This window comes from Spirillospora sp. NPDC048823 (genome assembly GCF_043198445.1).
GTDB lineage: Bacteria > Actinomycetota > Actinomycetes > Streptosporangiales > Streptosporangiaceae > Spirillospora.
Genome location: NZ_JBICUT010000015.1, coordinates 127,378 through 150,777 on the forward strand (window position 1 = coordinate 127,378; position 23,400 = coordinate 150,777).

At 71.7% G+C, this 23,400-nt stretch carries 24 protein-coding genes; 13 read left to right on the forward strand and 11 right to left on the reverse strand.

Features of this window, described 5'->3' with window-relative positions; all coding sequences use genetic code 11:
- Position 1: 1 nt before the first annotated feature.
- Genes ACGFK0_RS29175 through ACGFK0_RS29190 form a run of 4 tightly spaced genes read left to right on the forward strand, consistent with a single transcriptional unit; the run spans position 2 to position 2,959 of the window.
- Positions 2-730 (forward strand): hypothetical protein, encoded by a 729-nt coding sequence (locus ACGFK0_RS29175; protein ID WP_392910488.1) that lies wholly within the window; start codon positions 2-4, stop codon positions 728-730.
- Entirely contained in the window at positions 727-1,080 is a 354-nt protein-coding gene (locus ACGFK0_RS29180) for a hypothetical protein (RefSeq protein ID WP_392910490.1), read from the forward strand. The genes ACGFK0_RS29175 and ACGFK0_RS29180 overlap by 4 nt, the downstream gene beginning before the upstream one ends.
- Complete coding sequence (locus tag ACGFK0_RS29185) at positions 1,080-2,195, forward strand: glycosyltransferase family 4 protein (protein WP_392910492.1); 1,116 nt, start codon at positions 1,080-1,082, stop codon at positions 2,193-2,195. The genes ACGFK0_RS29180 and ACGFK0_RS29185 overlap by 1 nt, the downstream gene beginning before the upstream one ends.
- Positions 2,192-2,959: a hypothetical protein gene (locus tag ACGFK0_RS29190; protein ID WP_392910494.1), complete on the forward strand. Its 768-nt coding sequence runs from the start codon at positions 2,192-2,194 to the stop codon at positions 2,957-2,959. The genes ACGFK0_RS29185 and ACGFK0_RS29190 overlap by 4 nt, the downstream gene beginning before the upstream one ends.
- On the opposite strand, the gene ACGFK0_RS29195 is transcribed toward ACGFK0_RS29190, so the two are convergent.
- The 4 genes from ACGFK0_RS29195 to ACGFK0_RS29210 all read right to left on the reverse strand — a co-directional run bounded on the left by ACGFK0_RS29195 (position 2,943) and on the right by ACGFK0_RS29210 (position 6,596).
- Complete coding sequence (locus ACGFK0_RS29195) at positions 2,943-3,476, reverse strand: YceI family protein (protein ID WP_392910497.1); 534 nt, start codon at positions 3,474-3,476, stop codon at positions 2,943-2,945. The genes ACGFK0_RS29190 and ACGFK0_RS29195 overlap by 17 nt on opposite strands.
- A 60-nt stretch (positions 3,477-3,536) precedes the next feature.
- On the reverse strand, positions 3,537-4,343 hold the full coding sequence (locus ACGFK0_RS29200) for a VanW family protein (RefSeq protein ID WP_392910499.1): 807 nt from the start codon (positions 4,341-4,343) through the stop codon (positions 3,537-3,539).
- Positions 4,344-4,670: 327 nt separating this feature from the next.
- The gene (locus ACGFK0_RS29205) at positions 4,671-4,907 is read right to left on the reverse strand and encodes a DUF6158 family protein (protein WP_392910501.1); all 237 of its coding nucleotides are present in this window, start codon (positions 4,905-4,907) and stop codon (positions 4,671-4,673) included.
- Positions 4,908-4,940: 33 nt separating this feature from the next.
- Complete coding sequence (locus ACGFK0_RS29210; protein ID WP_392910503.1) at positions 4,941-6,596, reverse strand: bifunctional phosphatase PAP2/diacylglycerol kinase family protein; 1,656 nt, start codon at positions 6,594-6,596, stop codon at positions 4,941-4,943.
- A 110-nt stretch (positions 6,597-6,706) separates the two neighbouring features.
- On the opposite strand from ACGFK0_RS29210, the gene ACGFK0_RS29215 reads away from it, so the two are divergent.
- The 7 genes from ACGFK0_RS29215 (at position 6,707) to ACGFK0_RS29245 (ending at position 13,759) form a co-directional block, all read left to right on the forward strand.
- Positions 6,707-7,678 (forward strand): ABC transporter permease, encoded by a 972-nt coding sequence (locus tag ACGFK0_RS29215; RefSeq protein ID WP_392910505.1) that lies wholly within the window; start codon positions 6,707-6,709, stop codon positions 7,676-7,678.
- Positions 7,671-8,462: an ABC transporter ATP-binding protein gene (locus ACGFK0_RS29220; RefSeq protein ID WP_392910507.1), complete on the forward strand. Its 792-nt coding sequence runs from the start codon at positions 7,671-7,673 to the stop codon at positions 8,460-8,462. The genes ACGFK0_RS29215 and ACGFK0_RS29220 overlap by 8 nt, the downstream gene beginning before the upstream one ends.
- 256 nt (positions 8,463-8,718) lie before the next feature.
- On the forward strand, positions 8,719-10,176 hold the full coding sequence (locus ACGFK0_RS29225; protein WP_392910509.1) for an ABC transporter substrate-binding protein: 1,458 nt from the start codon (positions 8,719-8,721) through the stop codon (positions 10,174-10,176).
- A 33-nt stretch (positions 10,177-10,209) separates the two neighbouring features.
- On the forward strand, positions 10,210-11,283 hold the full coding sequence (locus ACGFK0_RS29230) for an ABC transporter ATP-binding protein (protein WP_392910511.1): 1,074 nt from the start codon (positions 10,210-10,212) through the stop codon (positions 11,281-11,283).
- Complete coding sequence (locus tag ACGFK0_RS29235; RefSeq protein WP_392910513.1) at positions 11,280-12,224, forward strand: carbohydrate ABC transporter permease; 945 nt, start codon at positions 11,280-11,282, stop codon at positions 12,222-12,224. The genes ACGFK0_RS29230 and ACGFK0_RS29235 overlap by 4 nt, the downstream gene beginning before the upstream one ends.
- Positions 12,225-12,246: 22 nt before the next feature.
- Positions 12,247-13,170 carry a carbohydrate ABC transporter permease gene (locus tag ACGFK0_RS29240; protein ID WP_392910515.1) on the forward strand — a complete coding sequence of 308 codons (924 nt, stop codon included), beginning with the start codon at positions 12,247-12,249 and terminating at the stop codon, positions 13,168-13,170.
- A gap of 67 nt (positions 13,171-13,237) precedes the next feature.
- Positions 13,238-13,759, forward strand: a complete 522-nt coding sequence (locus tag ACGFK0_RS29245; RefSeq protein ID WP_392910517.1) for a YbhB/YbcL family Raf kinase inhibitor-like protein — start codon at positions 13,238-13,240, stop codon at positions 13,757-13,759.
- A gap of 43 nt (positions 13,760-13,802) precedes the next feature.
- Here ACGFK0_RS29245 and ACGFK0_RS29250 read toward each other — a convergent pair whose 3' ends face one another.
- From ACGFK0_RS29250 to ACGFK0_RS29270, 5 genes are read right to left on the reverse strand one after another with little or no spacing between them, the layout of a single operon-like run.
- Positions 13,803-14,600 carry an ABC transporter ATP-binding protein gene (locus ACGFK0_RS29250; RefSeq protein WP_392910519.1) on the reverse strand — a complete coding sequence of 266 codons (798 nt, stop codon included), beginning with the start codon at positions 14,598-14,600 and terminating at the stop codon, positions 13,803-13,805.
- A complete protein-coding gene (locus ACGFK0_RS29255) occupies positions 14,597-15,616 on the reverse strand; it encodes a FecCD family ABC transporter permease (RefSeq protein ID WP_392910521.1) in 1,020 nt (339 codons plus the stop codon). Before ACGFK0_RS29255 ends, ACGFK0_RS29250 begins: the two co-directional genes overlap by 4 nt.
- A complete protein-coding gene (locus ACGFK0_RS29260) occupies positions 15,613-16,695 on the reverse strand; it encodes a FecCD family ABC transporter permease (RefSeq protein ID WP_392910523.1) in 1,083 nt (360 codons plus the stop codon). The genes ACGFK0_RS29255 and ACGFK0_RS29260 overlap by 4 nt, the downstream gene beginning before the upstream one ends.
- Positions 16,685-17,515, reverse strand: a complete 831-nt coding sequence (locus ACGFK0_RS29265; RefSeq protein WP_392910525.1) for a siderophore-interacting protein — start codon at positions 17,513-17,515, stop codon at positions 16,685-16,687. Before ACGFK0_RS29265 ends, ACGFK0_RS29260 begins: the two co-directional genes overlap by 11 nt.
- Before the next feature lie 11 nt (positions 17,516-17,526).
- On the reverse strand, positions 17,527-18,522 hold the full coding sequence (locus ACGFK0_RS29270) for an ABC transporter substrate-binding protein (RefSeq protein ID WP_392910527.1): 996 nt from the start codon (positions 18,520-18,522) through the stop codon (positions 17,527-17,529).
- A 120-nt stretch (positions 18,523-18,642) separates the two neighbouring features.
- Here ACGFK0_RS29270 and ACGFK0_RS29275 point away from each other — a divergent pair, with 120 nt between their 5' ends.
- Positions 18,643-19,518, forward strand: a complete 876-nt coding sequence (locus ACGFK0_RS29275; RefSeq protein ID WP_392910529.1) for a helix-turn-helix transcriptional regulator — start codon at positions 18,643-18,645, stop codon at positions 19,516-19,518.
- A gap of 103 nt (positions 19,519-19,621) precedes the next feature.
- On the opposite strand, the gene ACGFK0_RS29280 is transcribed toward ACGFK0_RS29275, so the two are convergent.
- Positions 19,622-20,602 (reverse strand): ArsR/SmtB family transcription factor, encoded by a 981-nt coding sequence (locus tag ACGFK0_RS29280; RefSeq protein WP_392910531.1) that lies wholly within the window; start codon positions 20,600-20,602, stop codon positions 19,622-19,624.
- A 59-nt stretch (positions 20,603-20,661) separates the two neighbouring features.
- On the opposite strand from ACGFK0_RS29280, the gene ACGFK0_RS29285 reads away from it, so the two are divergent.
- Positions 20,662-21,855: an MFS transporter gene (locus tag ACGFK0_RS29285; protein WP_392910534.1), complete on the forward strand. Its 1,194-nt coding sequence runs from the start codon at positions 20,662-20,664 to the stop codon at positions 21,853-21,855.
- 61 nt (positions 21,856-21,916) lie between these two features.
- Here ACGFK0_RS29285 and ACGFK0_RS29290 read toward each other — a convergent pair whose 3' ends face one another.
- Positions 21,917-23,233: a KamA family radical SAM protein gene (locus ACGFK0_RS29290; protein ID WP_392910536.1), complete on the reverse strand. Its 1,317-nt coding sequence runs from the start codon at positions 23,231-23,233 to the stop codon at positions 21,917-21,919.
- Positions 23,234-23,400: the final 167 nt, after the last annotated feature.

Here is a 23,400-nt window from a genome sequence, read left to right on the forward strand (position 1 = left end):
CATGTTCTGGCGTAAGCAGAAGGCCGCCATCGAGCGTTTCCATCCGCTTCACAAGGCCCTCACCCTGGAGAAGGGCTTCACCGTCACGCTGCGGCGGGACGACTGGGAGCCGGTGATCCAGAGCATCGCGGGGCACGACGCGCAGGTGAAGCGCCGCAAATGGCTGCTGCACGACCGGGTCCGGGGCGTGCTCGTGCCGATGCTGCGGGTGCTCGCGGCCGACATGGCGCCGGGCGGAGTGCTGTCGGTGGCGGCGGACATGCGCGGCCCGGCGGTCCCGGAGAAGAACGGTCCGCAGCAGGACCTGCCCTCCCGCCCCCCGGTGTCGAGGCTGAAGCAGTGGTACTCGTTCGATCCGTGGCTGCGTGCGCGCGCCGAACTGCGCGACGGCAGCGTCGTCGAACTCGTGGTCACCGACCGGGTGCGCAACCGCAGGTACCGCAAGCGGAACCCGCGCGGCAAGATCAAGCTCAAGAGCAAGTCGAAGACGGTGCAGCTGGTGCGGGTCACCCGGCGGCTGCCGAAGGGCGCCGTCGTCCAGCGGCCCCCGTCGCCGCCGCCGAGCTGGGTCAGGGTCCGGGTCAAGCCGGGCACGCGGACGGTGGTCCGCGCGAGCGGGAAGTTCCCCGGCCCGCGGGAGAACCTGGCCCTGGTCGACCTGATCCTGCAGGTGTCGACGGAGCCGTTCCGGTGGACGCCGCCGGGCACGGCCACGAGGAGGACGACATGACCCGCTGCTCCGTGACCACGGGTTTCTTCGTGCTGGGGCGCTGCGGCCAGGTGGCGGCGGCGTCCTGCGCGCAGTGCCGGCGCGCCGTCTGCGCCGCGCACGCCGCGCAGGGCGGGCTGTGCCCGGAATGCGCGGCGGCGCAGGGGTACGGGACGCCGGACCCCCACCACCCGTCCTGGGTGGGCGGATACCGGCGCCACTACTACCGGCGCAGCTCGCAGGTCTACAGCGACGTCCACTGGTATTCGTCGTTCGACGCGTTCGACCGCGGGGCGTTCAACCCCGGTGACGACTACTCGCAAGGCGGCGACTGGGGGGCGGACGATGACACGGGGTTCGTGGACAGCTGATGCCCCGCGTCCTGTGGATCACCGAGCACTATCCGCCGAGCCGGGGCGGCATGTCGCAGTCGTGCGACCGGATCGTGCGGGGTCTGCGCGGCGCGGGCACCGAGGTCGACGTCGCCCACCTGACGCGCCGGGGCCGCCGGTGGGGCGTTGAACGCGAGCACGGCGGGCGGCTGCTGACCGCGCCCCTCGGCGACGACTCCGAGCACGCGCTGCGCCGGCTGTGGACGACGATCACCGCGGAGAACCTGACCGGCTACAGCCATGTGGTCGCGTTCGGCGGCGTGTACGCCATGCTCGCCGCGCCCGTCCTGTCCGCGCTGCTGGACGCGCCGCTCGTCACGCTGCTGCGCGGCAACGACATCGACGTCGGCGTGTTCTCGATGCGGCGGCGCGGCGTGCTGGCGGACGCGCTGCGCGCCTCGTCCCGCGTCTGCGTCGTCGCCCGGTCGCACGCGCCGCTGGTGTCGGCGCTGGCCCCGGACGCCGCCGTCACGTTCGTCGCGAACAGCGTCGACACCGCGCAGTGGCGGATCCTGCCGTCCGAGCGGGAGCGGGGCCGGGCGTGGCGGGACGGCGGCGTCGGGGCGGGACGCCGGACGATCGGCCTCATCGGGCAGCTCAAGGTCAAGAAGGGCGTCGGCTTCTTCCTGGACGCCCTGGCCGCGTCGGGGCACGCGGAGGCGTTCCATCTGCTGCTGGTCGGCGAGGTCGAGGAGTCCGTGCGGGAGGGGCTGGCCGAGCGTGAGATTCCGCACTCGTCGTTGCCGTTCATGGAGCGCTACGACCTGCCGGCCGTCTACGCGGGCTGCGACCTCGTCGCGCTGCCGTCGTTCTACGACGGGATGCCGAACGTGGCGCTGGAGGCGGCGGCGCTCGGCGTGCCGCTGATCGCGTCGGACGGCGGCGGGCTCGCGGACGTCGCGGACGACGAGATCGGGTTCACGTTCCCGGCCGGGGACGCGCACGCCTGCCGCGCGGCGATCGACCGGGCCGCGCGGGCGAGCGCCGAGGAACTGGCCAAGCTCGGCGCGGCGGGCGCGGAACGGATCCGCCGCGACTTCACCCCGGCCGCCGAGACCGCCGGATACCTCGCGGTTCTCGACTCCGTGCGGTGATCGTCTGCTACGCGGCCGGGGACGGGCTGGGGCATCTCACACGGCTCCGGTCGGCCCTGCACACCCTGTCCCCGGACGGGCCGGTGACCGTGGTGACCGGGTCGCCGTTCGCCGCCGATCCGCGCGTCGCGGGCGGCTGGCACGTCGTGGAGAGCGCGGCGGGCCCGGTACCGGACGAGGTGATCGTGGACGCGTTCCCGGCCGGTCTCAGGGGCGAACTCACCCGCTTCCCGCCCGGGACGAGGGTCACGCATCTGGCCCGGCTGCTGCGCTGGGACGCGTACCGGCCGCTGATGCCGGCCGACCCGCCGCGCTTCGACCGCACGTTCGTCCTGGAGTCGCTGAACCCCGCCCATGAGGCCCACCTGCGCGAGGTCTCGGACGAGATCTCACCGCTGGCCCTCATCGACCCCCCATCGGAACCGATCGACGTGGACGGCTGGCTCATCGTGCACAGCGGGCCCGACCTGGAGACACGCGAACTCGTCGCCTACGCGCGGGACATGGCGTCCGCCGAACGGGTCCGCCCGCCCATGACGCTGGTGTCGCCGCGCAGGCCGGACGGTCTTCCCGCGGACATCGCCCACCTGGACGTCTATCCCGCCTGCCCGCCGGGCCCGAACGTCGGGCGCATCATCACCGCGGCCGGGTTCAACGCCGTCCGCCAGTACGCACCCTGGCGGGAACGGCACCGGATGCTGCCGTTCCCGCGCAGCCTCGACGACCAGTACACCCGCGCCGCCCGCGCTAGGCGGGAAGCCTGACGTCGAACTCGATCTCGACGTCGTCGGCGAGCCTGAGGGCGCCGAAGAACGCCGAGTACGGTTTGATGCCCCAGCGGCTCTGCGTCACGGTGACGCCGCCCCGTACGCGGTCACCGTCAAGGGCGGCCGGGATCCGCACCGGCTTCACCCGCCCCATGATCGTGAGGTCGCCCTCGATCTCCTCGTTTCCCGCGATCCGGGTGGAGACGAACGTGATGTGCGGATAGCGGTGGACGTCGAGCACCTTGCGCAGGTTCTTCTTGATCTCCGCGCGGTCCTCGTCGGTCAGGGGCTTCACGCCCCCGGCGCCCTCCCGCACCTCCAGCGCGTCCACGTCGACGGTCACCTCGACGGACGACCCGTCCAGCGGCTCCCGGACCTCGACGGCCGCCGTCCACCGGGTGGCCTCGATGGTCAGGTCGTGGCCGGCCCGCCGCCCGAGCCCGCTGCGGCCCGTCCTGATCAGCAGCCGCCCGTCGTCCGGCCCCAGCTCATACGTTCCTTCGCGTGCCGTCATGACTTCAACACCGCCATGCCCTCACGATGTCACGCGCCCCGCCGGGCCTCGCAGGCACCCCTACACGCACTTCACCTTGGGCTGGGGGCGGTACTCGGTGTGGAACCTCTCACGGCTGACCTTCCGGCCGCCGTCGTCGAGCAGGGTCCGCCAGACATCGATCTCGAAGCCTTTGCGGCCGGCCGTGGGAACGCATGTGCGTCCCCGCCCGACACCCGTCCCGTAGGGCCTGAACCCGTACCGCTCGGACGTCTTCGACCGCACCTGGTACCTGCGTTCGCCCCACAGGCTGACCGTCAGCGACGACGCCGTGGAGGCGACCTGGATGCGCACGGGACGCCCGGTGTCGTTCCGCCAGGTGAAATCCAGGGCCGGGTAGGACACCGCGGCTTCGCGCCCCTCCGGGTACTCCGGCATGTACATGGTGTGTGCGCGCGACTTCCGGATGTCCAGGCCCGCCCGGAACACCGCGTTGAACAACGTCGCGGACACCTGGCAGATGCCGCCGCCCACCTCGTTCACCAGCCGCGAGCCCATGATGGCCGGGGCGGGCACGTAACCGCGGCGCCTGGTGCGCGGCCCGACGACGCCGTTGAACGAGAACGTCCGGCCGGGGGCGACGATGTGCCCGTCCAGGATCCCGGCGGCCAGCTCGATGTTGCGCACCCGGGGCTCCCCCGGCGTGAAATGCGTGGTGTAGCTGCTGATCGGCCGCTCCGGCACGGTCTTCCTCGGCACGGGCCTCGTCTGTAACGGCCGGCCGGGCCGGCCGGCGCCCGTGACGGCCAGCGCCGCCGTGCCCGGCTCCCGCGGTGCCCACAGATAGGCGCCGAGCAGCAGCCCGCTCGTCGCCAGGGCTCCCGCCACGAACGGCCACCACTGCCGGACGCACTCACCGAGCTTCGGCTGGTGCCCACGACGCTGCCGTCTCCGATGGCCCAGCCGTTCCCGGTGACGCAATCGTGTCCGATGGCGCAGTCGATTCCGGCCAGGCCGGGTCCGCCTCACAGATCACACCCCCCGAAGATCCCTTCCGGATCCTGCAACGGACCCTCCCGCTCCCCCGCGGCCAACGCCCGGCCTTTTACCCGACCAAGACGAACCCCCGAACAAGACCAGCCCGCGCACAGGAGGCCGACCGTCCCGGCCGGTGGCGCGGAACCGGCCGGGCGGTCGGGGCTCATCGCGAAGCCGTCAGCGGGCGCGTGCCCCTTCACGCAGCCGCTCGGGGTCGATCTCGCGTCCCGGACGCCTGCGCAGGTATTCGGCTTCGAGCTGGTTCATGCGGCGCGTGTGCTCCCCGTAGGCCTGGTCGGCGGCGTGCCGGAGGGCATCGAGCCTCGTCTGGTAGAGGTGGCCCAGCTCACGGAGCAGGTCGGCGTCGTCGAGCGCGCCGGGGTCGACTCCCGTCTCGGTGTCGTGACTCGTCATTCCGATCCCCCTCCTCCGCGGGCGTCCCGTCCCCTACCCGGCCGCCGCCCGCCGAACCTCGCCGGTGCAGAACACGGCGAGCGCACCGGCGTGCTTGCCGAACCGCAGTGCGGCGGGCAGCGAGGAGACCTCGCCGTCCCGGGCCAGCCGCACGCCCCCGGACGGCGACACCACCTCCAGGCCGCTCGCCCGCCACGCACGGTAACCGGGGGTGATGTGCAGGTGCCCGACCAGGATCGCGGCGAGAGCGCGGACGCGGGGGACGCGGCGTCCCGTGGCGACCATCCGGACGTCGAGCCGCCCGTCGTCGAGACGTTCCCGCCAGGTGGGGGCGGCGCCCCGCGAGCCGTAGACGCAGTTTCCGACGAACGCCAGCCAGACGCGGCGCCTCCGGCCGTCCACGACCAGGTCGACCGGCTCGGAGTGCCACAGCGTGCGCGCGGCGGCGACGGCGAGCGCCGGCCACTTCCCGATCCGGTCCTCCAGCCGCTCCCGCCGGTCGATCATCTCCGTGTAGGCGCCGAAAGCGGCGGTGTTGAGGAACAGGTGCTCCTCGTCGCGCCCGTGCCCGCCGGTCGCCGGTGCGACGTAGGAGACGTCCACGCGGCCGAGCCGCCTGCCCCGGTAGGCCGCGATCGCCTCCGCCGCGGACCCCAGGCCGAGCGCGCGGGCGAAATGGTCGAACGTCCCGCCGGGGACGACCAGCAGCGGGACGTCGTGGCTCAGCGCGGCCCGCGCGGCCGCGTTCACGGTGCCGTCCCCGCCGATGACGGCGAGCACCGCGGCCCGCCCGGCGGCCTCGCCGAACACCTTGTCGATGTCCTCGTCGGGCCCGGTCCGGACGATCTCCGCCGCCGGCAGCTCCCGCTCCAGCAGCCCGATCGCCATCTCCGCACGCCCCGGCAGGATCCCGGCGGCCGCCTCACCGGCCACACCCGACCCGGCATTGACGACCGCGACCAGGCCCCGCCCGTCCTCGGTGACCGGCCCGTCACCGGTGGCCGCGTCCTCGACCCGGGTCACACGGGCCACCGGATGGCGGGCGGGCCACACCACCCGCGTCCCGAGCGCGGCGAGCGCGCCGATCCCCATCCCGGCGAGGACGTCGCCCGGATAGTGGGCGCCGGTGTAGACGCGGGAGAACGCCACCGCGGCGGCCGTCGCCGTGACCGGTACGGCCACCCGGCGCGGCGCCTCCATCGCGACGCCCGTCGCGAACGCGGCGGCGGACGCCGAGTGGCCGGACGGGAAGGCGTGCGACGTCGGCAGCTTCCAGCGGATCCGGATCGGCGGCACCAGATCCACGACGGGACGCCTGCGGCCGAACGCGTGCTTGCCGAGGACGTTCACCGCCGGGCTCGCCACCGCGATCGCGATCGAGCCGCGCAGCGCCGCGCGTCGCAGCCGGGCCCGTCCCGCGAGGCCCATCACGCCCGCGGTCGTGAACCACAGCACACCGTGGTCGGCGAACCGAGACAGCCTCGGCAGGACGTACTCCAGCCCCCGCAGCCGCGCCGCCGCGACCCGGTCGAACGCCCACCGGTCGACCCGTCCGAGCCTGCGCAGCAACCGGGACCGCCGCACGCCCGCGGGCAGCAGACCGGGCCGGGGTTCCGGTTCCGGGCGGCGGCGGGGCCTGCGGACCGGCCGTGACGGCGCGGAGATGCGCCGGGTGTGGTTGACGCGCATGACCGGGGTATCCCCAGGGACGCCGACATGATTCAGCAAAGATCTCAAATCGGGGGTCACATGCGGGCACACGTCACTCTGGACTCACCGACTGCAATAAGCTTCGCGGCATGAGTCACCCGGAACGGCTCGGTTCATCGGGTGGCGAGTCGGTCGGAACGATCGCGGAGCCCCATCACGTGAACGAGACGCTGTCCGACTACGCCGCTCGGTATGGGCTGAGGCAGAGTGCGGCGCGCCCCCCGCTGCGCAAGTACCTCCAGAGTGTGTGGGCCCGGCGGAACTTCATATGGGCGTTCGCGTCCGCCAAGAACATCTCGATGTACAGCGACTCGCGCCTGGGCCAGGTGTGGCAGGTGCTGACACCGCTGCTGAACGCGGCGGTGTACTACCTGGTCTTCGGGTTGCTGCTGGGCATCAGCCGCGGCGTACCGGACTTCATCCCGTTCCTGGTGACCGGCGTCTTCCTGTTCGGATTCACGCAGCGGTCCGTCACCGCCGGGGCCAAGTCCGTCGGGGACAACCTCTCGCTGATCCGGGCGCTGCACTTCCCGCGCGCCACGCTGCCGCTCGCGATCGCGGTCGTGGAGTTCCAGCAGCTGCTGATGGCCCTGACCGTGCTGTTCACGATCATCATCGCCTTCGGTGAGCCGATCACGTTCAACATGCTGCTGTTCGTGCCGGTGGTGCTGCTGCAGCTCATGTTCAACGTGGGCATCAGCATGGTGATGGCCCGGCTGGGCGCGTTCAACCGCGACATCACCCAGCTCCTGCCGTTCGTCATGCGCACCTGGCTGTACATGTCCGGTGTCATCTTCAGCCTGCCCTCGCTGATGAGGCCGGGCTCCAAGCTGGCCGAGTACCCGATCCTGGGTGAACTCCTGGAGCTCAACCCGGCCTACGTGTACCTCGAGCTCAGCCGGTACGTGCTGCTGGGCGAGTACCGGAACTACGTCCATACGGATCTGGGCGTCACCTCGTCGATGCACCTGTGGCTGTACGGCCTCATATGGTCCGTGGTGATGCTGGTCGGCGGGTTCATGTACTTCTACAGAGCCGAGGAGCGTTACGGCCGTGGCTGACACCAAGGTCCGGGGGGCCGTCGAGATCGACCCGAACCGGGAGCCGATCGTCGTCGTCGACGACCTGCACATCGTCTACCGCGTCTACGGAGCGGGCGGCAAGGGCAACGCCGCGTCGGCCTTCTCCCGCGTCCTGCGCCGGCAGCACCGCCCCACGATGACCGAGGTCCACGCGATCAAGGGCCTGTCGTTCATCGCCTACCGGGGCGAGGCCGTCGGCATCATCGGCACCAACGGTTCCGGCAAGTCGACGCTGCTCAAGGCGATCGCGGGGCTGCTGCCGCCGCACAGGGGCGGCGTGTACACCGATGGCCAGCCGTCCCTGCTGGGCGTGAACGCGGCCCTGATGAAGGACCTCACCGGCGAGCGCAACATCGTCCTCGGCTGCCTGGCCATGGGCATGACCCCGGCGGAGACCAAGGCCCGGTACAAGGAGATCGTGGACTTCGCCGGCCTCAAGGAGGGGTTCATCCAGTACCCCATGCGGACCTACTCGTCCGGCATGGGCGCCCGGCTCCGGTTCGCGATCGCCGCCGCCAAGACCCACGACGTGCTGCTGATCGACGAGGCCCTCGCCACCGGCGACGCCAAGTTCAAGGTCAAGAGCAAGCGCCGGATCGAGGAGCTGCGCAAGGAGGCGGGCGCGGTGTTCCTCGTCGCCCACCAGCTGGACGTGGTGAAGGAGACCTGCGACCGCGTCATCTGGATCGACGAGGGCCGGATGCACATGGACGGCGAGCCGGACGAGGTCATCGCCGCCTATACCGAGGCCACCGGCAAATAGCGGGGCCACCGGGAACGTGAAGGCACCGGGCCACCGGCGGGCAATGTGCCGGCTTGGCGTGCCACCGGAGAGTAAGGCCCGCTGAAACACCGGGTCAGTGGTTTGTCAGGACCGGTGAAGAGCAACGCGGGTGACCATCGGGACCGGTGTTGCGGGTGAGACCACAGTGACGCCGAGTTACCGGATCGTCTCTGGATGAAACGGCCTCGTCGATCTACCTTCGAGGGGAGACCTTCAGCGGCGAGGGAGACTCCCGATGGCCGACCGGCTCAGTACCCCCCAAGAGGGGACGACCCTCCACACCCCCCGCACCGACTCCGCCGGAATCAGCAGACGCGGATTCCTGTCCTCCACGGCGCTCGCCGCGGGCGCCTACGGGCTCCTGGCCGGATGCGCCAGCGAGTCCAGCGGACCGCAGGCGAAGAACACCGGCAACGCCCCCAAGGAGGTGTTCACCGCCCCGGCATCGAAGCTGAGCGGCTCCCTCAGCATCCTGATGTGGAGCCACTTCGTGCCCCGGCACGACAAATGGTTCGACAAGTTCGTCGCCGACTGGGGTGAGAAGGTCGGGGTCGACGTCCGCGTCGACCATGTCAACACCGTGGACGTCCCCCGCCGCGCCGCGTCGGAGATCCAGGCGAAACGCGGACACGACCTCATCCAGCACATCGCGCCGTTCTCGCAGTACGAGCCGTCCGTCCTGGACATGTCCGACGTCGTCCAGGAGGCGAACCGGCGGTGGGGGCAGCAGCAGGAGCTGTGCCGCAAGTCGAGCTACAACCCGAACACCAAGCGGTTCTACGCCTACTGCCCCGGCTGGACGCCCGACCCCGGCGACTACCGCAAGTCGATGTGGCAGAAGGTCGGCATGCCGAACGGCCCGGCCAGCTGGGACGACCTGCTGCGCGGCGCCTCGGAGATCAAGAAGCAGACGGGGGTGCCGTGCGGGATCGGACTGTCGCCCGAGACCGACTCGAACATGGCGGCGCGGGCGCTGCTGTGGTCGTTCGGCGGCTCCGTCCAGGACGAGAACGAGCGGGTCGTGATCAACTCCGACGCGACGATCGCCGCCGTGGAGTTCATGACCAAGCTGTTCAAGGAGGCCGAGACCAGCGAGGTCTTCTCCTGGAACCCGGCGTCCAACAACCAGGCGCTCATCGCCGGCAAGTCGTCGTTCATCCTGAACTCGATCTCGGCGTGGCGGACCGCGATGGGCACCAACCGCACGATCGGCGACGACATCTTCTTCGTCCCCGCCCTGCGCGGCCCGAAGGCGGCGTTCGCCGCGCAGCACGTGATCCAGCAGTGGATCGTCCCCAAGCACGCGGAGAACGCGGACGCGGCGAAGGAGTTCCTGCTGCACTACACGGCCAACTTCCCGGCCGTGACGTACCACTCCGAGCTGTACGACCTGCCGGCGTGGCCGTCGCTCGTGCCGCAGCTGAACGGCTGGTTCGACGACGACCCGTGGGGCGCCAAGCCGGCGAACAAGCTCAGCCTGCTGAAGGACTCGGTGTCGTGGAGCGCCAACATCGGCTACCCGGGCCCGTCCAACCCGGCGATCGGCGAGACCTTCAACACGCACATCCTGCCGACGATGTTCGGCCGTGCCGCACGTGGCCAGGCGTCCCCCGCGGACGCCGTCGCGGAGGCGGAGAAGAGCATCAATTCGGTCTTCGACAACTGGCGCTCCCGCGGCCTCGTAGGCGGCTGAGCCCGTGCACAACCTCTGGGCGGAGGCGAGGCCATGCACACGGTCGAGGTGAAGGGGCTGGTCAAGGCGTTCGACGGGCATCTCCGGGCGCGGCGGGGCCGGTCGGAGCAGGTACTGGCCCTGGACGGCGTGGATCTGGCGGCGGAGCCCGGGGAGTATCTGGTGCTGCTCGGGCCGTCCGGGTGCGGGAAGACGACGCTGCTGCGGACGATCGCCGGCCTGGAGCAGCCGACGGAAGGCGAGGTGCTGATCGGCGGGAACGTGGTGAACGGGCTCCCGCCGCGGGTCCGGCAGATCGCGATGGTGTTCCAGTCGTATGCGCTCTACCCGCACAAGACGGTGAAGGACAACATCGTCTTCCCGCTGCGCGCGGAGGGGATGGACAAGGAGGAACGCGAACACAAGGCGAACTGGGCGGCGGAACTGCTGGAGATCCAGCCGCTGCTGCGGCGCAAGCCGCGCCAGCTGTCGGGCGGCGAGCGGCAGCGGGTGGCGCTGGCGCGTGCCCTGGTCCGCGACCCGGCGGTGTTCCTGCTGGACGAGCCGCTGTCCAACCTGGACGCGAAGATGCGCGCGACGGCACGGGACGAGCTGAAGCGCTTCCAGGAGCGGGTCGGCACCACCACGATCTACGTGACCCACGACCAGGCGGAGGCGATGGGCCTCGGTGACCGGATCGCGGTGCTGGAGCAGGGCCGCGTCCGGCAGGTCGGGACGCCGCAGGAGGTGTACGACGACCCGGCCGACACGTTCGTCGCGACGTTCATCGGGTCGCCGCCGATGAACCTCGTCGAGCGCGGCGACCGGCTGGTCGGGTTCCGTCCCGAGCATCTGCTGCCCGCCGAGAACGTCGCGGCGGACGCGCGGGTGACGATGCCGCTGCGGGTCGACCGGATGGAGTACCTGTCCGGCGACCGGCACGTGTACGGGACGGTGACGGGCATCGGCGAGGAGACCCGCGTCATCGCCCGGCTGCCCGCGACCGTGGGGACGCCGCTGGAGGCCGGGGAGACGCACGAGTTCGCGGTGCCCTCGGACCGGCTCCGGTTCTTCGACGCCGAGGCGGGCACCCGGGCGGCCGCGGTGCCGGTCGGGGGCGCCCCATGACGGACGTGAAGACCGAGCCGGAGCCGGACACCGCGCGCAGGCGGGACAGGCGCACGAAGGCCGGGCTCGCCGACCGCGACGGGTTCCTCGCGTGGGTGATGCTGCTGCCGTCGGTCGTCTACATCCTCGCGCTGGTCGGCATCCCGTTCCTGCTGGCGGTCGCGTTCGCGTTCTCGGACGTGACGACCGGCGACCCGTCGTTCGACTTCGTGGGGTTCGCCAACTTCGCCGAGGTGTTCGACGACCGGATCTTCTGGCGCGCCCTGCGGAACACGCTGGTCTTCACCGGCGTGAGCATGGTGCTGATCGTCGTGTTCGGGAAGATCCTCGCCAACATCCTGGTCGCCGACTTCCGCGGCAAGTGGTTCGTCCGGTTCCTGATCCTGCTGCCGTGGACGACGCCGGTGGCGCTGTCGACGATCTCGTGGCTGTGGTTCCTGGACTCGATCTTCTCGCCGCTCGACTGGGTGCTGCGCCAGGTCGGGCTGATCGACGCGAACGTCGTGTGGCTCGGCCGTCCGGGCACCGCGATGGCGTCGGTGATCGCCGTGCACGTGTGGCGGCTGACGCCGCTCGCCGCGGTGATCGTGATGGCGGGGCTGATCGCGATCCCCCGCGACCTCGACGAGGCCGCGCGGATCGACGGCGCCGGGTTCTGGCGGCGGATGTTCGAGGTGACGATCCCGCTGACGATGCCGGTGATCGCCGTCGCCGCGCTGTTCGGCGCGATCCTGACGTTCACCGACATGACCGTCCCGTACGTGCTGACGCGGGGCGGCCCGACGCACTCGACGGACGTGCTGGCGTCGTGGGCGTACTTCCGCGGCATCGAGGGCGGCGACGTCGGGCAGGGCGCCGCGATCGCGTTGTTCCTGTTCCCGCTGCTGCTCGCGGCCGCGGTGGCGATCCTGCGCGCCGTCCGGCGCCTGGAGGCACGATGAGCCCCGAGCGGAGGCGAGGAAGGTGAGCACCGCCCCGGCGTCCGGTGGCAGGGCGCCCGTCAAGGAGGTGTCCGGCGGTGAGATGGAGCGGCTCCGCCGGCGGTACGGGCGGCGGCATGCGGCGTCCCGGTTCGGCGTGTACGCGGCGGCGATCACGGCCGCGCTGCTGTGCGCGCTGCCGTTCCTGTGGAGCGTGATCAGCGCGTTCAAGCAGAACCAGGACCTGTACGACCCGGAGAGCAACCCGTTCTTCTTCAACATGCCGGCGACGCCCGACCATGTGACGTTCCTGTTCACCGACACGCCGTTCATGACGTTCGTGGTCAACACGCTGATCGTGGGCGCGGCGGTGGTGGCGGTGACGCTGGCGCTGGCGCTGCCCGCCGCGTACTCCCTCGCGCGCCTGGACCGCCCGTGGGGGACGCCGATGGGCATCGCGATCTTCATGGTGTATCTGGTGCCGCCGTCGCTGCTGTTCCTGTCGCTGACGCGGGTCGTGGTGGCGCTGCATCTGGAGAACACGCTCTGGTCGATGATCGTGGTGTATCCGACGATCACGGTTCCGGTGTCGGTGTGGCTGCTGATCGGGTTCCTCAAGGCCGTCCCGAAGGACGTGGAGGAGCAGGCCATGGTGGACGGCTACAGCCGGCTCGGCGCGTTCCGGCGGGTGGTGATGCCGCTGGTGTTCCCGGGGATCGTCGCGGTCGTGGTGTTCAGCTTCACGCTCACGTCCAGCGAGTTCGTGTACGCGCTGGCATTCGTGTCGGCGAGCCCGGAGATGGTGATCAGCACCGGGGTGCCCACGCAGCTGGTCCGGGGGGACGTGTTCTTCTGGCAGTCGCTGCAGGCCGCCACGGTGATCACGGCGGTGCCGATCGCGTTCCTGTTCAACCTGTTCCTGGACCGTTTCGTCACCGGGTTCACGATGGGAGCCGTCAAGACCTGACCGTCCCCTGATAGAGATGGAGGGCGAGCAGATCCCTGACGCGCAGTCCCCCGACTAGGAGGTCGCCATGGCCGGCAAGCCACCGCTTCCGCACGAGCACCTGCCCGAGGTCCCCTCGTTCACCGTCACCAGCGACGACGTCACCGACGGCGGGCGCCTCCCCGACGGGCAGGTGTTCGACGACTGGGGCTTCAGCGGCGGCAACCGGTCACCGCACCTGCGCTGGTCGGGGTTCCCCGCGGAGACGAAGAGCTTCGCGGTGACGTGCTTCGACCCGGACGCGCCGACCGGCAGCGGCTTCTGGCACTGGGTCTTGTTCGACGTGCCCGCGGACGTGATCGAGCTGGCCACCGGCGCCGGCACTGAGGACTCCAAGGTCGGTGTCCACGCCCGTAGCGACTTCGGGGTGAAGGCGTACGGCGGCGCGGCACCGCCGCCCGGCGACCCGCACCGCTACGTGTTCACCGTCCACGCCCTGGACGTGGAGTCGCTCGGCCTCGACTCCGACACGTCCCCGGCCGTCGTCGGCTTCAACGTCACGGCGCACACACTGGCCCGCGCCACGATCATCGCGGAGTTCGCCGCCTGATCCCGGCCGTCCCGGCCGTCCCGGGCGCGCGGCCGGTTCACCGCTAACCGGCGTCCGGGACGATCATCGGGGTGCCGGTGACCGGGTCGGGGACGATGACGCAGGACAGGTCGAACACCTCCTTGATCAGGCCCGTGTCGACGATGTCGGCGGGCGCGCCCTCGGCGACGACCCGGCCGTCGCGCATCGCGATGAGGTGGTCGGCGAAGCGGCACGCCTGGTTGATGTCGTGCAGCACGGTGATGATCGTCCGGCCTTCGTCGCGCAACCTCGCCAGCAGGGCGAGCAGCTGGTACTGGTGCGTGATGTCGAGGAAGGTGGTGGGCTCGTCCAGGAGCAGGTAGGACGTCTCCTGCGCGAGGACCATCGCGACCCACACGCGCTGCCGCTGCCCGCCGGACAGGCTCTCGACGGGCCGTTCGGCGAGGTCGGTGACGCCGGCCGCCTTCATCGCGGCGGTCACGGCCCGCTCGTCCTCGCGCGACCAGGTCGACAGCAGCGTCTGGTGCGGGAACCGGCCGCGGCCGACGAGCTGCCGCACCGCGATGTTCTCGGGCGCGACGAGGCCCTGCGGCAGGAAACCGACCTCGCGGGCGATGGCCTTCGGCCGGTAGTCGCGGACGTCGCGGCCGTCGAAGCTCACGCGGCCGGCCGACGGCGCCAGCAGCCGGGCGAACGAGCGCAGCAGCGTCGACTTGCCGCAGGCGTTGGCGCCGACGACGGCGGTGAACGCCCGGTCGGGGACGTCGACGGTCAGGTTCGCCGACACGACCCGGTCGCCGTAGCCGAGGGTGACGCCGGCGGCGGTCAGGCGTCCCGTCGCGGCCTGCTCTTTCGTCACGACCGTCTCATTTCCATGATCAGCAGCCAGATAAGGTAGGTGCCGCCGATCGCCGTGGTGACGACCCCGACGGGCAGCTGGACGGGGGCCAGCACCGTCTGGGCGGCGAGGTCGGCGGCCAGGAGCAGCAGCGCCCCGGTCAGCGCGGCGGGCAGCGCCGGTGTCCCGGCCGCGCCGGCGACGCGGCGGCCGATCTGCGGGGCGGCGAGCGCGACGAACACGATCGGCCCGGTCGCGGAGGTGACGGTGGCGGTGAATCCCACGCCCGCCAGGATGACCAGCAGCCGGTACCGGTTCAGCTCCACCCCGGACGCCGCCGCGACGTCGTCCCCGAGGGCGGCCTGCCCCATGGCCCGGGACAGGGCGGCGAGCAGCAGCGCCAGCACGGCGATGATGAGGAACGGCAGGCGGACCTCGTCCCAGTCCAGGCCGTTCAGCGAGCCCGCGCTCCATCCGGTCGCGGCGATCGCGACGTCCAGTTGCGCGCGCAGGATGATCCACGAGTTGACCGCGGTCAGCATGGCGTTCACCGCGATCCCGATGACGACGAGCCGCAGCCCGCTGAGCCCGGACTTCATCGACAGCACGTAGACGGCGGCGGCCGCGGCGAGCCCGCCGGTGAGGGACCCGGCCGCCAGGCCCCCAGCCGTCCCGCCGAACACGGTGATCGCGATCAGGACACCGGTGTAGGCGCCCGCGTCGAGGCCGATCACGTCGGGGCTGCCGAGCGCGTTGCGGGTGAGGTTCTGGAAGACCGATCCGGCGCAGCCGAGGGCGGCGCCGAACACCAGCGCCGCGCTCACCCGGGGCAGCCGCCATTCCTGCACGACCAGCGCCGCGTCCCCGTACCCGGCGAGCCCCGCCAGGACCTCGCCGGGCGGATCCCAGGCGTCGCCGCGGCACAGCGCGACGACGGCCAGTGCCAGCGCGGCGCCCGCCAGCACGAGCGAGGTGACGGCGGTCCGCCGCTCGATCCGCGCGGACACCCGGCCCGCGCGGACCACCAGCCCGCTCACGGCTCCACCGTCCCGTACCGGCGGACGACCCAGATCAGCGCCGGTCCGCCGAGGAACGCGGTGACGACGGCCACCGGCACCTCACCGGTCGGCAGCAGCACCCGCGACCCGATGTCGGAGACGAGCAGCAGGATGGGTCCGAGCAGCATCGTGTACGCCATCAGCCACGGGACCGACCCGTGGGCGGCACGCCGCGCCAGATGCGGCACGATCAGCCCGACGAAGGCGATCGGGCCCGCGATGGCGGTGGCGGCGCCGGCGAGGACGGTCACGAGGGCGAGTACCGCCACCCTGATCCACGTGACGCGGACGCCGATCGCGTGCGCGACGTCCTCTCCGAGCGCCAGCCCGGCAAGGGGGCGGGCGGCCAGCAGCGCACCGGCGAGGGCGAGGGCGATCGTCAGCGCCGGCACCAGGTACGGCGTCTGCTCGCGCCCGGCGAGCGACCCGACCGACCAGAACCGGTACTTGTCGAGGACATCCGGGTACTGGAGGCGCAGAGCCAGGGTCATGCCCGACAGCACGAAGGTGAAGGCGACGCCGGCGAGGACGAGCCTCAGCGGGACGGTCCTGCCGACGCCGTAGACGACCAGCGCCGCGACCACCGCCCCGGCCAGCGCGAGCGCCAGCCGCGCCGACTGCGATTCGCTGATCCCGAGCACGGTGCCGACCGTGATCGCGAACGCGGCGCCGGCGGTCACCCCGAGGATCCCGGGCTCGGCCAGCGGGTTGCGGGTCAGCGTCTGGACGAGGGTGCCGGAGACGCCGAGGGCCGCGCCCACGCAGATGGCGAGGATCGTCCGCGGCACCCGGATGTCGCGGACGATCAACTGCTCGTTCGTCCCGGTGTAGCCGGTCAGGGCCCGCCAGACCTCCTGCGGCGGGGCCGACCCCGCCCCGACGGCCAGGCTCGCGCCCGTGAGGACGACCATGAGCAGAACCGCCCCCAGCAGGATCACGACCCGCCGGGACGGGCCGGCCGGTGCCGGTGCCGGGCCGGAGGGTGCCGGGCCGGAGGGTGCCGGGCCGGAGGGTGCCGGGCCGGCCGCGGCGAGGCCGGGCCGCTGATCAATCCTCAAGATCGGCCACTCCGAGTTTCCAGTAGCCGGTGAACAGCGCGTCCATTCCTTCCGCGGCCCCGCGGTCCCGCGCCCAGGCGCGCAGTGGCTTGATCGCGCCCGTCTCCCCGGCGGCGAACAGGAACGTGCGGCGGGCGGGCAGGTCGAGCGACATCACGGCGCCGGCCAGCGGGGACCGCCCGCCGTCCCGGACGAGCCAGGTGACCTCCACCCCGTCGCGGGCGGCGAGCGGGTAGGCGTGGTCGGCGGCGTCGGCGGTCTCGACCACCAGCCGGGCGGACACGTCCGGCGGGGACTCCTCCAGCCACCGCGCGGCGGCGGGCAGCGCGGTGGCGTCGACCGCGAACACGTAGTGGTCGTAGTTGTGCGGGAACGCCTTGGCGCCGGGCGGCCCTGCGATCGATACCTCCTCGCCGGGCTGCGCCTCCGCTGCCCACGCCGAGGCGAGCCCGTCCGAGTGCAGGACGAAGTCGAAGTCGATCTCGCACGTGTCCGCGTCGTAGCGCCGGATGGTGTACCTGCGGCTGGGCGGCGGAGGCTTCGGCCAGTCCAGCGACAGGTCGGCGGTGGGGACGGGCAGGCGCCGCGTACCGTCCGCGTCCGGAAAGACGATCTTGACGTGGTCATCGGCCTGGTAGGTGTGGAAGCCGGCCAGCTCCGGGCCGCCCACGGTCAGCCGCACGATGTTCTTCGTGATCTGCTCGCGGCGCAGCAGCCGCCCGGTCCGGATGCAGATCGGGTACCCGATGCGGCGGACCTCCGTGCCCGTCCGGTGGTGCTCAAGCACGCGGCCGCGCGGATCGTGACGCTCCGTCAGCATGTGGCCCCCGCTCACTTCTCCAGCAGCGGCGCGAGCGCCTTGTCGATCTCGTCCAGCGTCCGCGTCGCGGACTCGTAGGTCGCCGCCTCGGTGTAGCGGATTCCGAACGCCATGTCGTTCTTGACGGCGGGCAGGTTCTTCCACAGCTCGGAGTCGAGGACGTACTTCGCCGACTCGCCGGGCTTGCCGCCGGGCTCCAGCGAGTAGGTGACGGCGTCGGCCTCGCCCAGGCTCTCCGGCAGTTCCTCCAGGGACGGGGTCTCGCTGACGTCCTTCGAGCCCCCGCCCTTCTTCTCGACCTCGCCGTAGTAGGTCACGCCGATGTCCTGAGCGATGTTGGTCCCCCATGATTTGCCGAACTCGCGCATGAACGTCCCGGCGGAGACGTCGCCGTATTCGCCGACATGCCCGAATTTGAGTCCTGCGAGTGCGTCCTCGTACTTGGCCTTGAGCTCGCCCGCCTTCTTCTCGTACGCGGTCTTGGCCGCCGCGTGCTCGCCGGACCGGCCGGCGGCGTCGGACTGCCGGAACGACAGCTCGCGCCACGCGGACGGGACCGTCGGGCCGATGGCCACGGTGGGGGCGATCGATTCGAGGCGCTTCATGTCCAGGTCGCCGAGGACGGGCGCGGGGACGCCGATCACGATGAGGTCCGGGTTCGCCTTGGCGATGGCCTCGTAGTTGGTCTCGGCGGCGGTCTCCCCCGCGATCTTGGTCAGGTCGTCGTAGGTCTTGCGGTCCTCCGCCGTCATCAGCGGCAGGCCGCGCTTCCACGACGAGATCCCGGCCAGCTTCGCCCCGGCCTCGATGAGGACGGGCACCGCGTACCCGGTCGCGATGACGCGCTGCGGCTCGACGGGGATCGTGACCTTGCCGTTGTCCGCCTCGAAGACACGGGTCTCGGCGGACGCGCCGGAGCCGGAGTCCGAGCCGGATCCGCAGGCCGTCGCAAGGACGAGCGAGGCGGCCGCCGCGGCGGCGAGTCTCCAGGGTTTACGAGCGTGCATGGTCGCGATCCTTCACGGGGTTTCCAGGGGTACGCGGGGTCGGCACCCCGCTGACATGGTCGAATGCCTGGTTAGGTTAGCCTTACTTAATCCGAGCTCATATCGCTGAGAGGACAAGCTGTGCCGGTCACGAGTCACTACGGGAACGACCCGGAGACCTGCGAGGAGTACGGCTACGGCCTCGGCGCGCCCGGCGGGATCCTCGTGCTCAAGTACCGCTCGGCGGGCGGGCTGGCGATGGGCGAGGGCCGCCAGGACTTCCTGCACCAGCTCTACTGGTCCCCAGACGGCGTGCTCGCGTTGCTGTATGGCTCGTCCACCCTGTTCGCGGGGCCCGGTGAGGCGTTCTGGGTGAAGCGCGCGGTGAGCCACGGCGTGCACGCGGGCGACCGGCAGACGGTCTACCGCGTCTGCCTGCGCGAGGTGCCGCCCGCCCTGGACGGCCTCCGCGCCGGACCGGTGACGGTCGACGCCGAGGCCGCACACCTCATCGAGGCGATCGCCCGCCGGGGCTGCGACGAGGCGGCCGCGCTCACCGCCCGCCGCCGCATCCTGACCGGCCTCGGCGCACCGCCCGCCGGCCCGCCCGCGGGCGTCCAAAGCACAGGTTCCCACAGCACGGGTTCCCACAGCACGGGCGTCTACGGCACGGGCGTCCACGGGGCGGGGTTCGCGCTGACGGTCGCCCGCGCCCTCTCCCGCGACCCCGCCGACCCGACCCGCCTCGACGAATGGGCCGACCGGCTGCGCGTGAGCGTCAAGACCCTCCAGCGCGACTTCCTCCGCGAGTTCGGCATGCCCTACACCCGGTGGCGGACCCGCCTGCGCCTGCGCGCCGCCCGCGTCCTCCTCGACTCCCACCCGGTCACGAAGGTCGCCCACCAGGTCGGCTACGCAAGCCCGTCCGCCTTCATCACGGCCTTCGCCAAGGAGTACGGCCAAACCCCCGGCACCTATGTCACCGATGCCCCGCGGGAAACGCCGGAGCGCGTCTAGTCCGTCGCCGCCCTGCCACGCGGGACGCCGGTCGAAACCGGGCCCCCGCTGCCTTCTACTGCTTCCTTCTTCGGCAGAGTTCGGAACGGGCGCGACCCCGGCGTCAGGGCGTGTCGGTCAGGACGTCGCCGGCGGCCGTGCGGCGGTAGAGGACGGAGCGGCCGGTGCGCTCCCTGGTGACCAGGCCCGACGCGCGCAGCACCGCGAGGTGGTCCCCGACCCCGCCGACGCTCATCCGGAGCCGGGCGCTCAGCCAGGTGGTGGTGGCGGGTTCGGCGAGCAGGCGCAGCAGATCCGCCCGGGTACGGCCGACCAGCTTGGCGAGGGCGTCCTCGTCGCGCGGCGTCCGGCCCTCCCACAGGGCCGCCACTCCCCTGGCCCGGTACATCAGCGTGTACGGCCAGCCCTGCTCGACCGCGAGGCCGAGTTCCGAGAAGACGACGGGCACGAACATCAGCCCGGCGCCGCCGAGCCGGCGGGTGGCATCGCCGCCGCCGGCGATGTCCACCTCGATCACGCCGTCACGCCAGCGCACCTGACGTGACAGACCGTCCAGCGCCTCTGCCCAGCCGTAGGCGGCCAGCCGGCCGGCGCGGTGGACTATGTCGCGTTCCGGAATCGACCGGACCACCGGCCAGTCGGGCTCCAGCAGGGCGCGCCAGGCGGTCTCCAGGCCGGTGGCGAGGCGCTCGACCATGTCCGTCGCGTCCAGGACGTTCCGGACGACGGCGGCAGGCTCGGGCAGGCCCCTCAGATTGCGGGCGACCTCCCGTCGTGCCTGGTCGAGTGGCGTCGCCCGCATCGTGGCGAGCTGCTCGGCGACCGTGAGGTTCGGCCGGGCGGGCGGCGGGCCGACGAAGTCGGCCATGTACCCGAAGCGGCGGCGCAGGAACACCAGCGCCCGAACGGCAGGGTCGCCCGCGATCGTCAGGTACCGGGGCCGCGCCCGCTCCACCCATGGGCGCAACGGCTCCGGCGGCACCCGGCCCGCCGCCAGGCCGAGCGCGTTCATGGTCTCCAGCAGCGGCGCGATCCCGAACCGGCAGGCGGCGATGTCTTCTGGGCCGACCTCGATCCGGTACATGTTTCGTTCCTCCCCGAAACATTGTCGCGGGCCGGAGCCATCGCCGCAGAGTCTCCCTTGTGACCGCTTCCCCCTCCGACTCCGCGCGGTACCGCGACGTTTTCGGGATCCCGGAGTTCCGGACGCTGTTCTCCCTGCAGACGCTGCAGGTGGCCGGCGACTCGATCCGCACGATCGCCTTGTCCGTGCAGACCTTCCAACGGACGGGCTCTCCGGCCGCGGCGGCGCTCGTCTTCGCCGCGAGCATGCTGCCGTACGTGGTGGGCGGCGCGCTGCTGCTCTCGCTCGCCGACCGTGTCCCCGCCCGGCGGCTCCTCACCGGCTACCATCTGCTGCGCTTCGCGGTCACGGCCGTGCTCGCGCTGGGCGGGTTCCCGGTGCCGGCGATCCTGGCGTTGCTGTTCGCGGTGGGGCTGTTCGCGCCGGTCGGGGGCGCGGCCGTCCAGGCACGGCTTCCGGTCCTGCTGCCCGGCGACGGCTACGTGCTCGGCCGGTCGATGTTCACGATGACGAGCGCGGGCGCCCAGATCGCGGGACAGGCCGCGGGCGGCCTGCTGCTGGCGGCGCTCAGCCCGGCCGGGACGCTCTGGCTGGCGGCGGGCGGCGCGGCCCTGGCCACCGTGCTCGCCCGTTTCCGGCTCCCGGACACGCCGGCGGCCGCGGCGAAGACGTCCTCGGGTGCGGCGCGCGAGACGTGGCGGGTCAACCGGCTGCTGCTGGGCGGGCGCACCACGCGCGGGCTGCTGCTCTCCGCCTGGCTGCCGATCTCCCTTTCGGTCGGCGCGGAGGGGATGGCCGTCCCGTACGCGGGCGGTCTGGGGAACCCGGACGCGGCCGGGCTGCTGCTGTCGGCCGCCGCGGCCGGGATGTTCGCGGGGAACCTCATTGTGGGCCGCTTGATCCGCCCCGGCCCGCGCGAACGTCTCACTCTGCCGTTGGCCGCGCTGACCGGTGCGCCGCTGGTGGTGTTCGTGTTCGAGCCCGGCCTGCCGGCGGCCTGCGCGCTGATGGCCGCGGGGACGTTCGGGCTCGGCTACGAGTTGACCGTCCAGCGGCGCCTGGTGGACGCGGTGCCCGAGCGAATCCGCGGGCAGGCCCTGGGCCTGTCGAACAGCGGCCTCATGACGGGCCAGGCCGCCGGGATCGGCGGGGCAGGCGCCCTCGGCGAGTTCCTGGCCCCGTCCCATGTCATCGTGCTGTGCGGTACGGCGACGCTGATCGCCTGCCTCGCCCTGACGCGCCACTTGCGCTGACGGGCCGGTGGTGAGCAGGTGTGGCGTGTCCGCCGGGTGGGCGGACACGCCACGGCGGGTGTTACCGCTGCCAGGGGAAGCGGTCGGCGAAGGCCGGCTTCAGGTCGTCCAGCCAGACCGCGTTGGGGTCGTACTTGGCGTAGAACGGCTTGCCGACCAGTTCGGCGTCGCGGCACTGGATGAGGTGGAGCGCGAACGCCTTCTCGCCGGCCAGGTCGACGACGCCGTCCACGCAGACCTTGCCCGGTGTCGCGGACATGGACGGGCCGCGGACGGTGCGGGCGAGGCCGGAGACGTTCTTGTAGGCGTCCCGGAAGATCCCGTACGCCTCGGCGAGCGGGACGGCGAAGTAGTCCTGCGGGCCCGTGTCGCGCTCGACGAACATGTAGTACGGGATGAGGCCCATCCGGGTCTGGGTGCGCCACATGCTCTCCCAGTCGGCGGCGCGGTCGTTGATCGTCCGGATCAGCGGGGCCTGGGTGCGGATGATCGCGCCGGTGTCGCGGATGCGGCGGCACGCCTCGGTGACCATGAGCGGCTCCAGCTCGCGCGGGTGGGTGAAGTGCGCCATGAACGCCAGGTTCTTGCCCGACTCCACGACCTGCTCGAACAGGCGGAGCATGTCGTCCGCATCGGGGTCGGTGACGAACTTCTGCGGCCAGTAGGCCAGGGACTTGGTGCCGATCCGGATGGATTCCAGCTGGTCGAGCTCCAGCAGCGGCTCGACGTAGCGGCGCAGGACCGTCTCGCCCATGATCATGGCGTCGCCGCCGGTGAACAGGACGCTGGTCACCTCGGGGTGCGCGACGAGGTAGTCGCGCAGGGCGGTGACGTCGTCGCCGGCCATCTTGAGGTCGGCCTCGCCGACGAACTGGGCCCAGCGGAAGCAGTACGTGCAGTACGCGTGGCAGGTCTGGCCCTGCTTGGGGAAGTACAGGACGGTCTCGTCGTACTTGTGCTGCATTCCCGGGATCTTCCCGTCGCCGAAGCTCGGGATGTTGAGTTCCATCTGGCCGGCCGGGTGCGGGTTCAGCTTCATCCGCACCTTGTGGGCGGCGGCCTCGATCTCGGCCTTGGGGGCCTCGCGGCTCAGGAGGCCGGCCAGGTGCGCGACGTCCTCGGGAGGGAGCATGTCCTCCTGCGGGAAGACCAGCCGGTAGATCGGATCGTCGGGCGCGGCCGACCAGTCGATGAGCTCCTCGATGACGTACGCGTTCGTCCGGAACGGCAGGACCGTGGCCACCGCCCGTGTCGCGAGGCGCTGCGCGGGCGACAGCCCCGCGCGAGCGGTGAGCTCGTCAAGGTGCTTCGCCGTGAAGGCGCGGAACTTGCGACCTGTGGACCGCACTGCGGGCGCCGCGTCGTTCACCAGTGTCACGTGTTGGTACTCCTTGCTGTCAGCGGGGAAGTGCGCCCCCGGCGCGTCGTCACGGAACGTGATCGAGACTGCTCAGGTCACCCCCATTCAACCGTTTGGGACGGGTTAATGCCGAATTGATACCCCCTACGTGGCGGGGAAAAAGCTGGTCAAGGACGATCCCGACA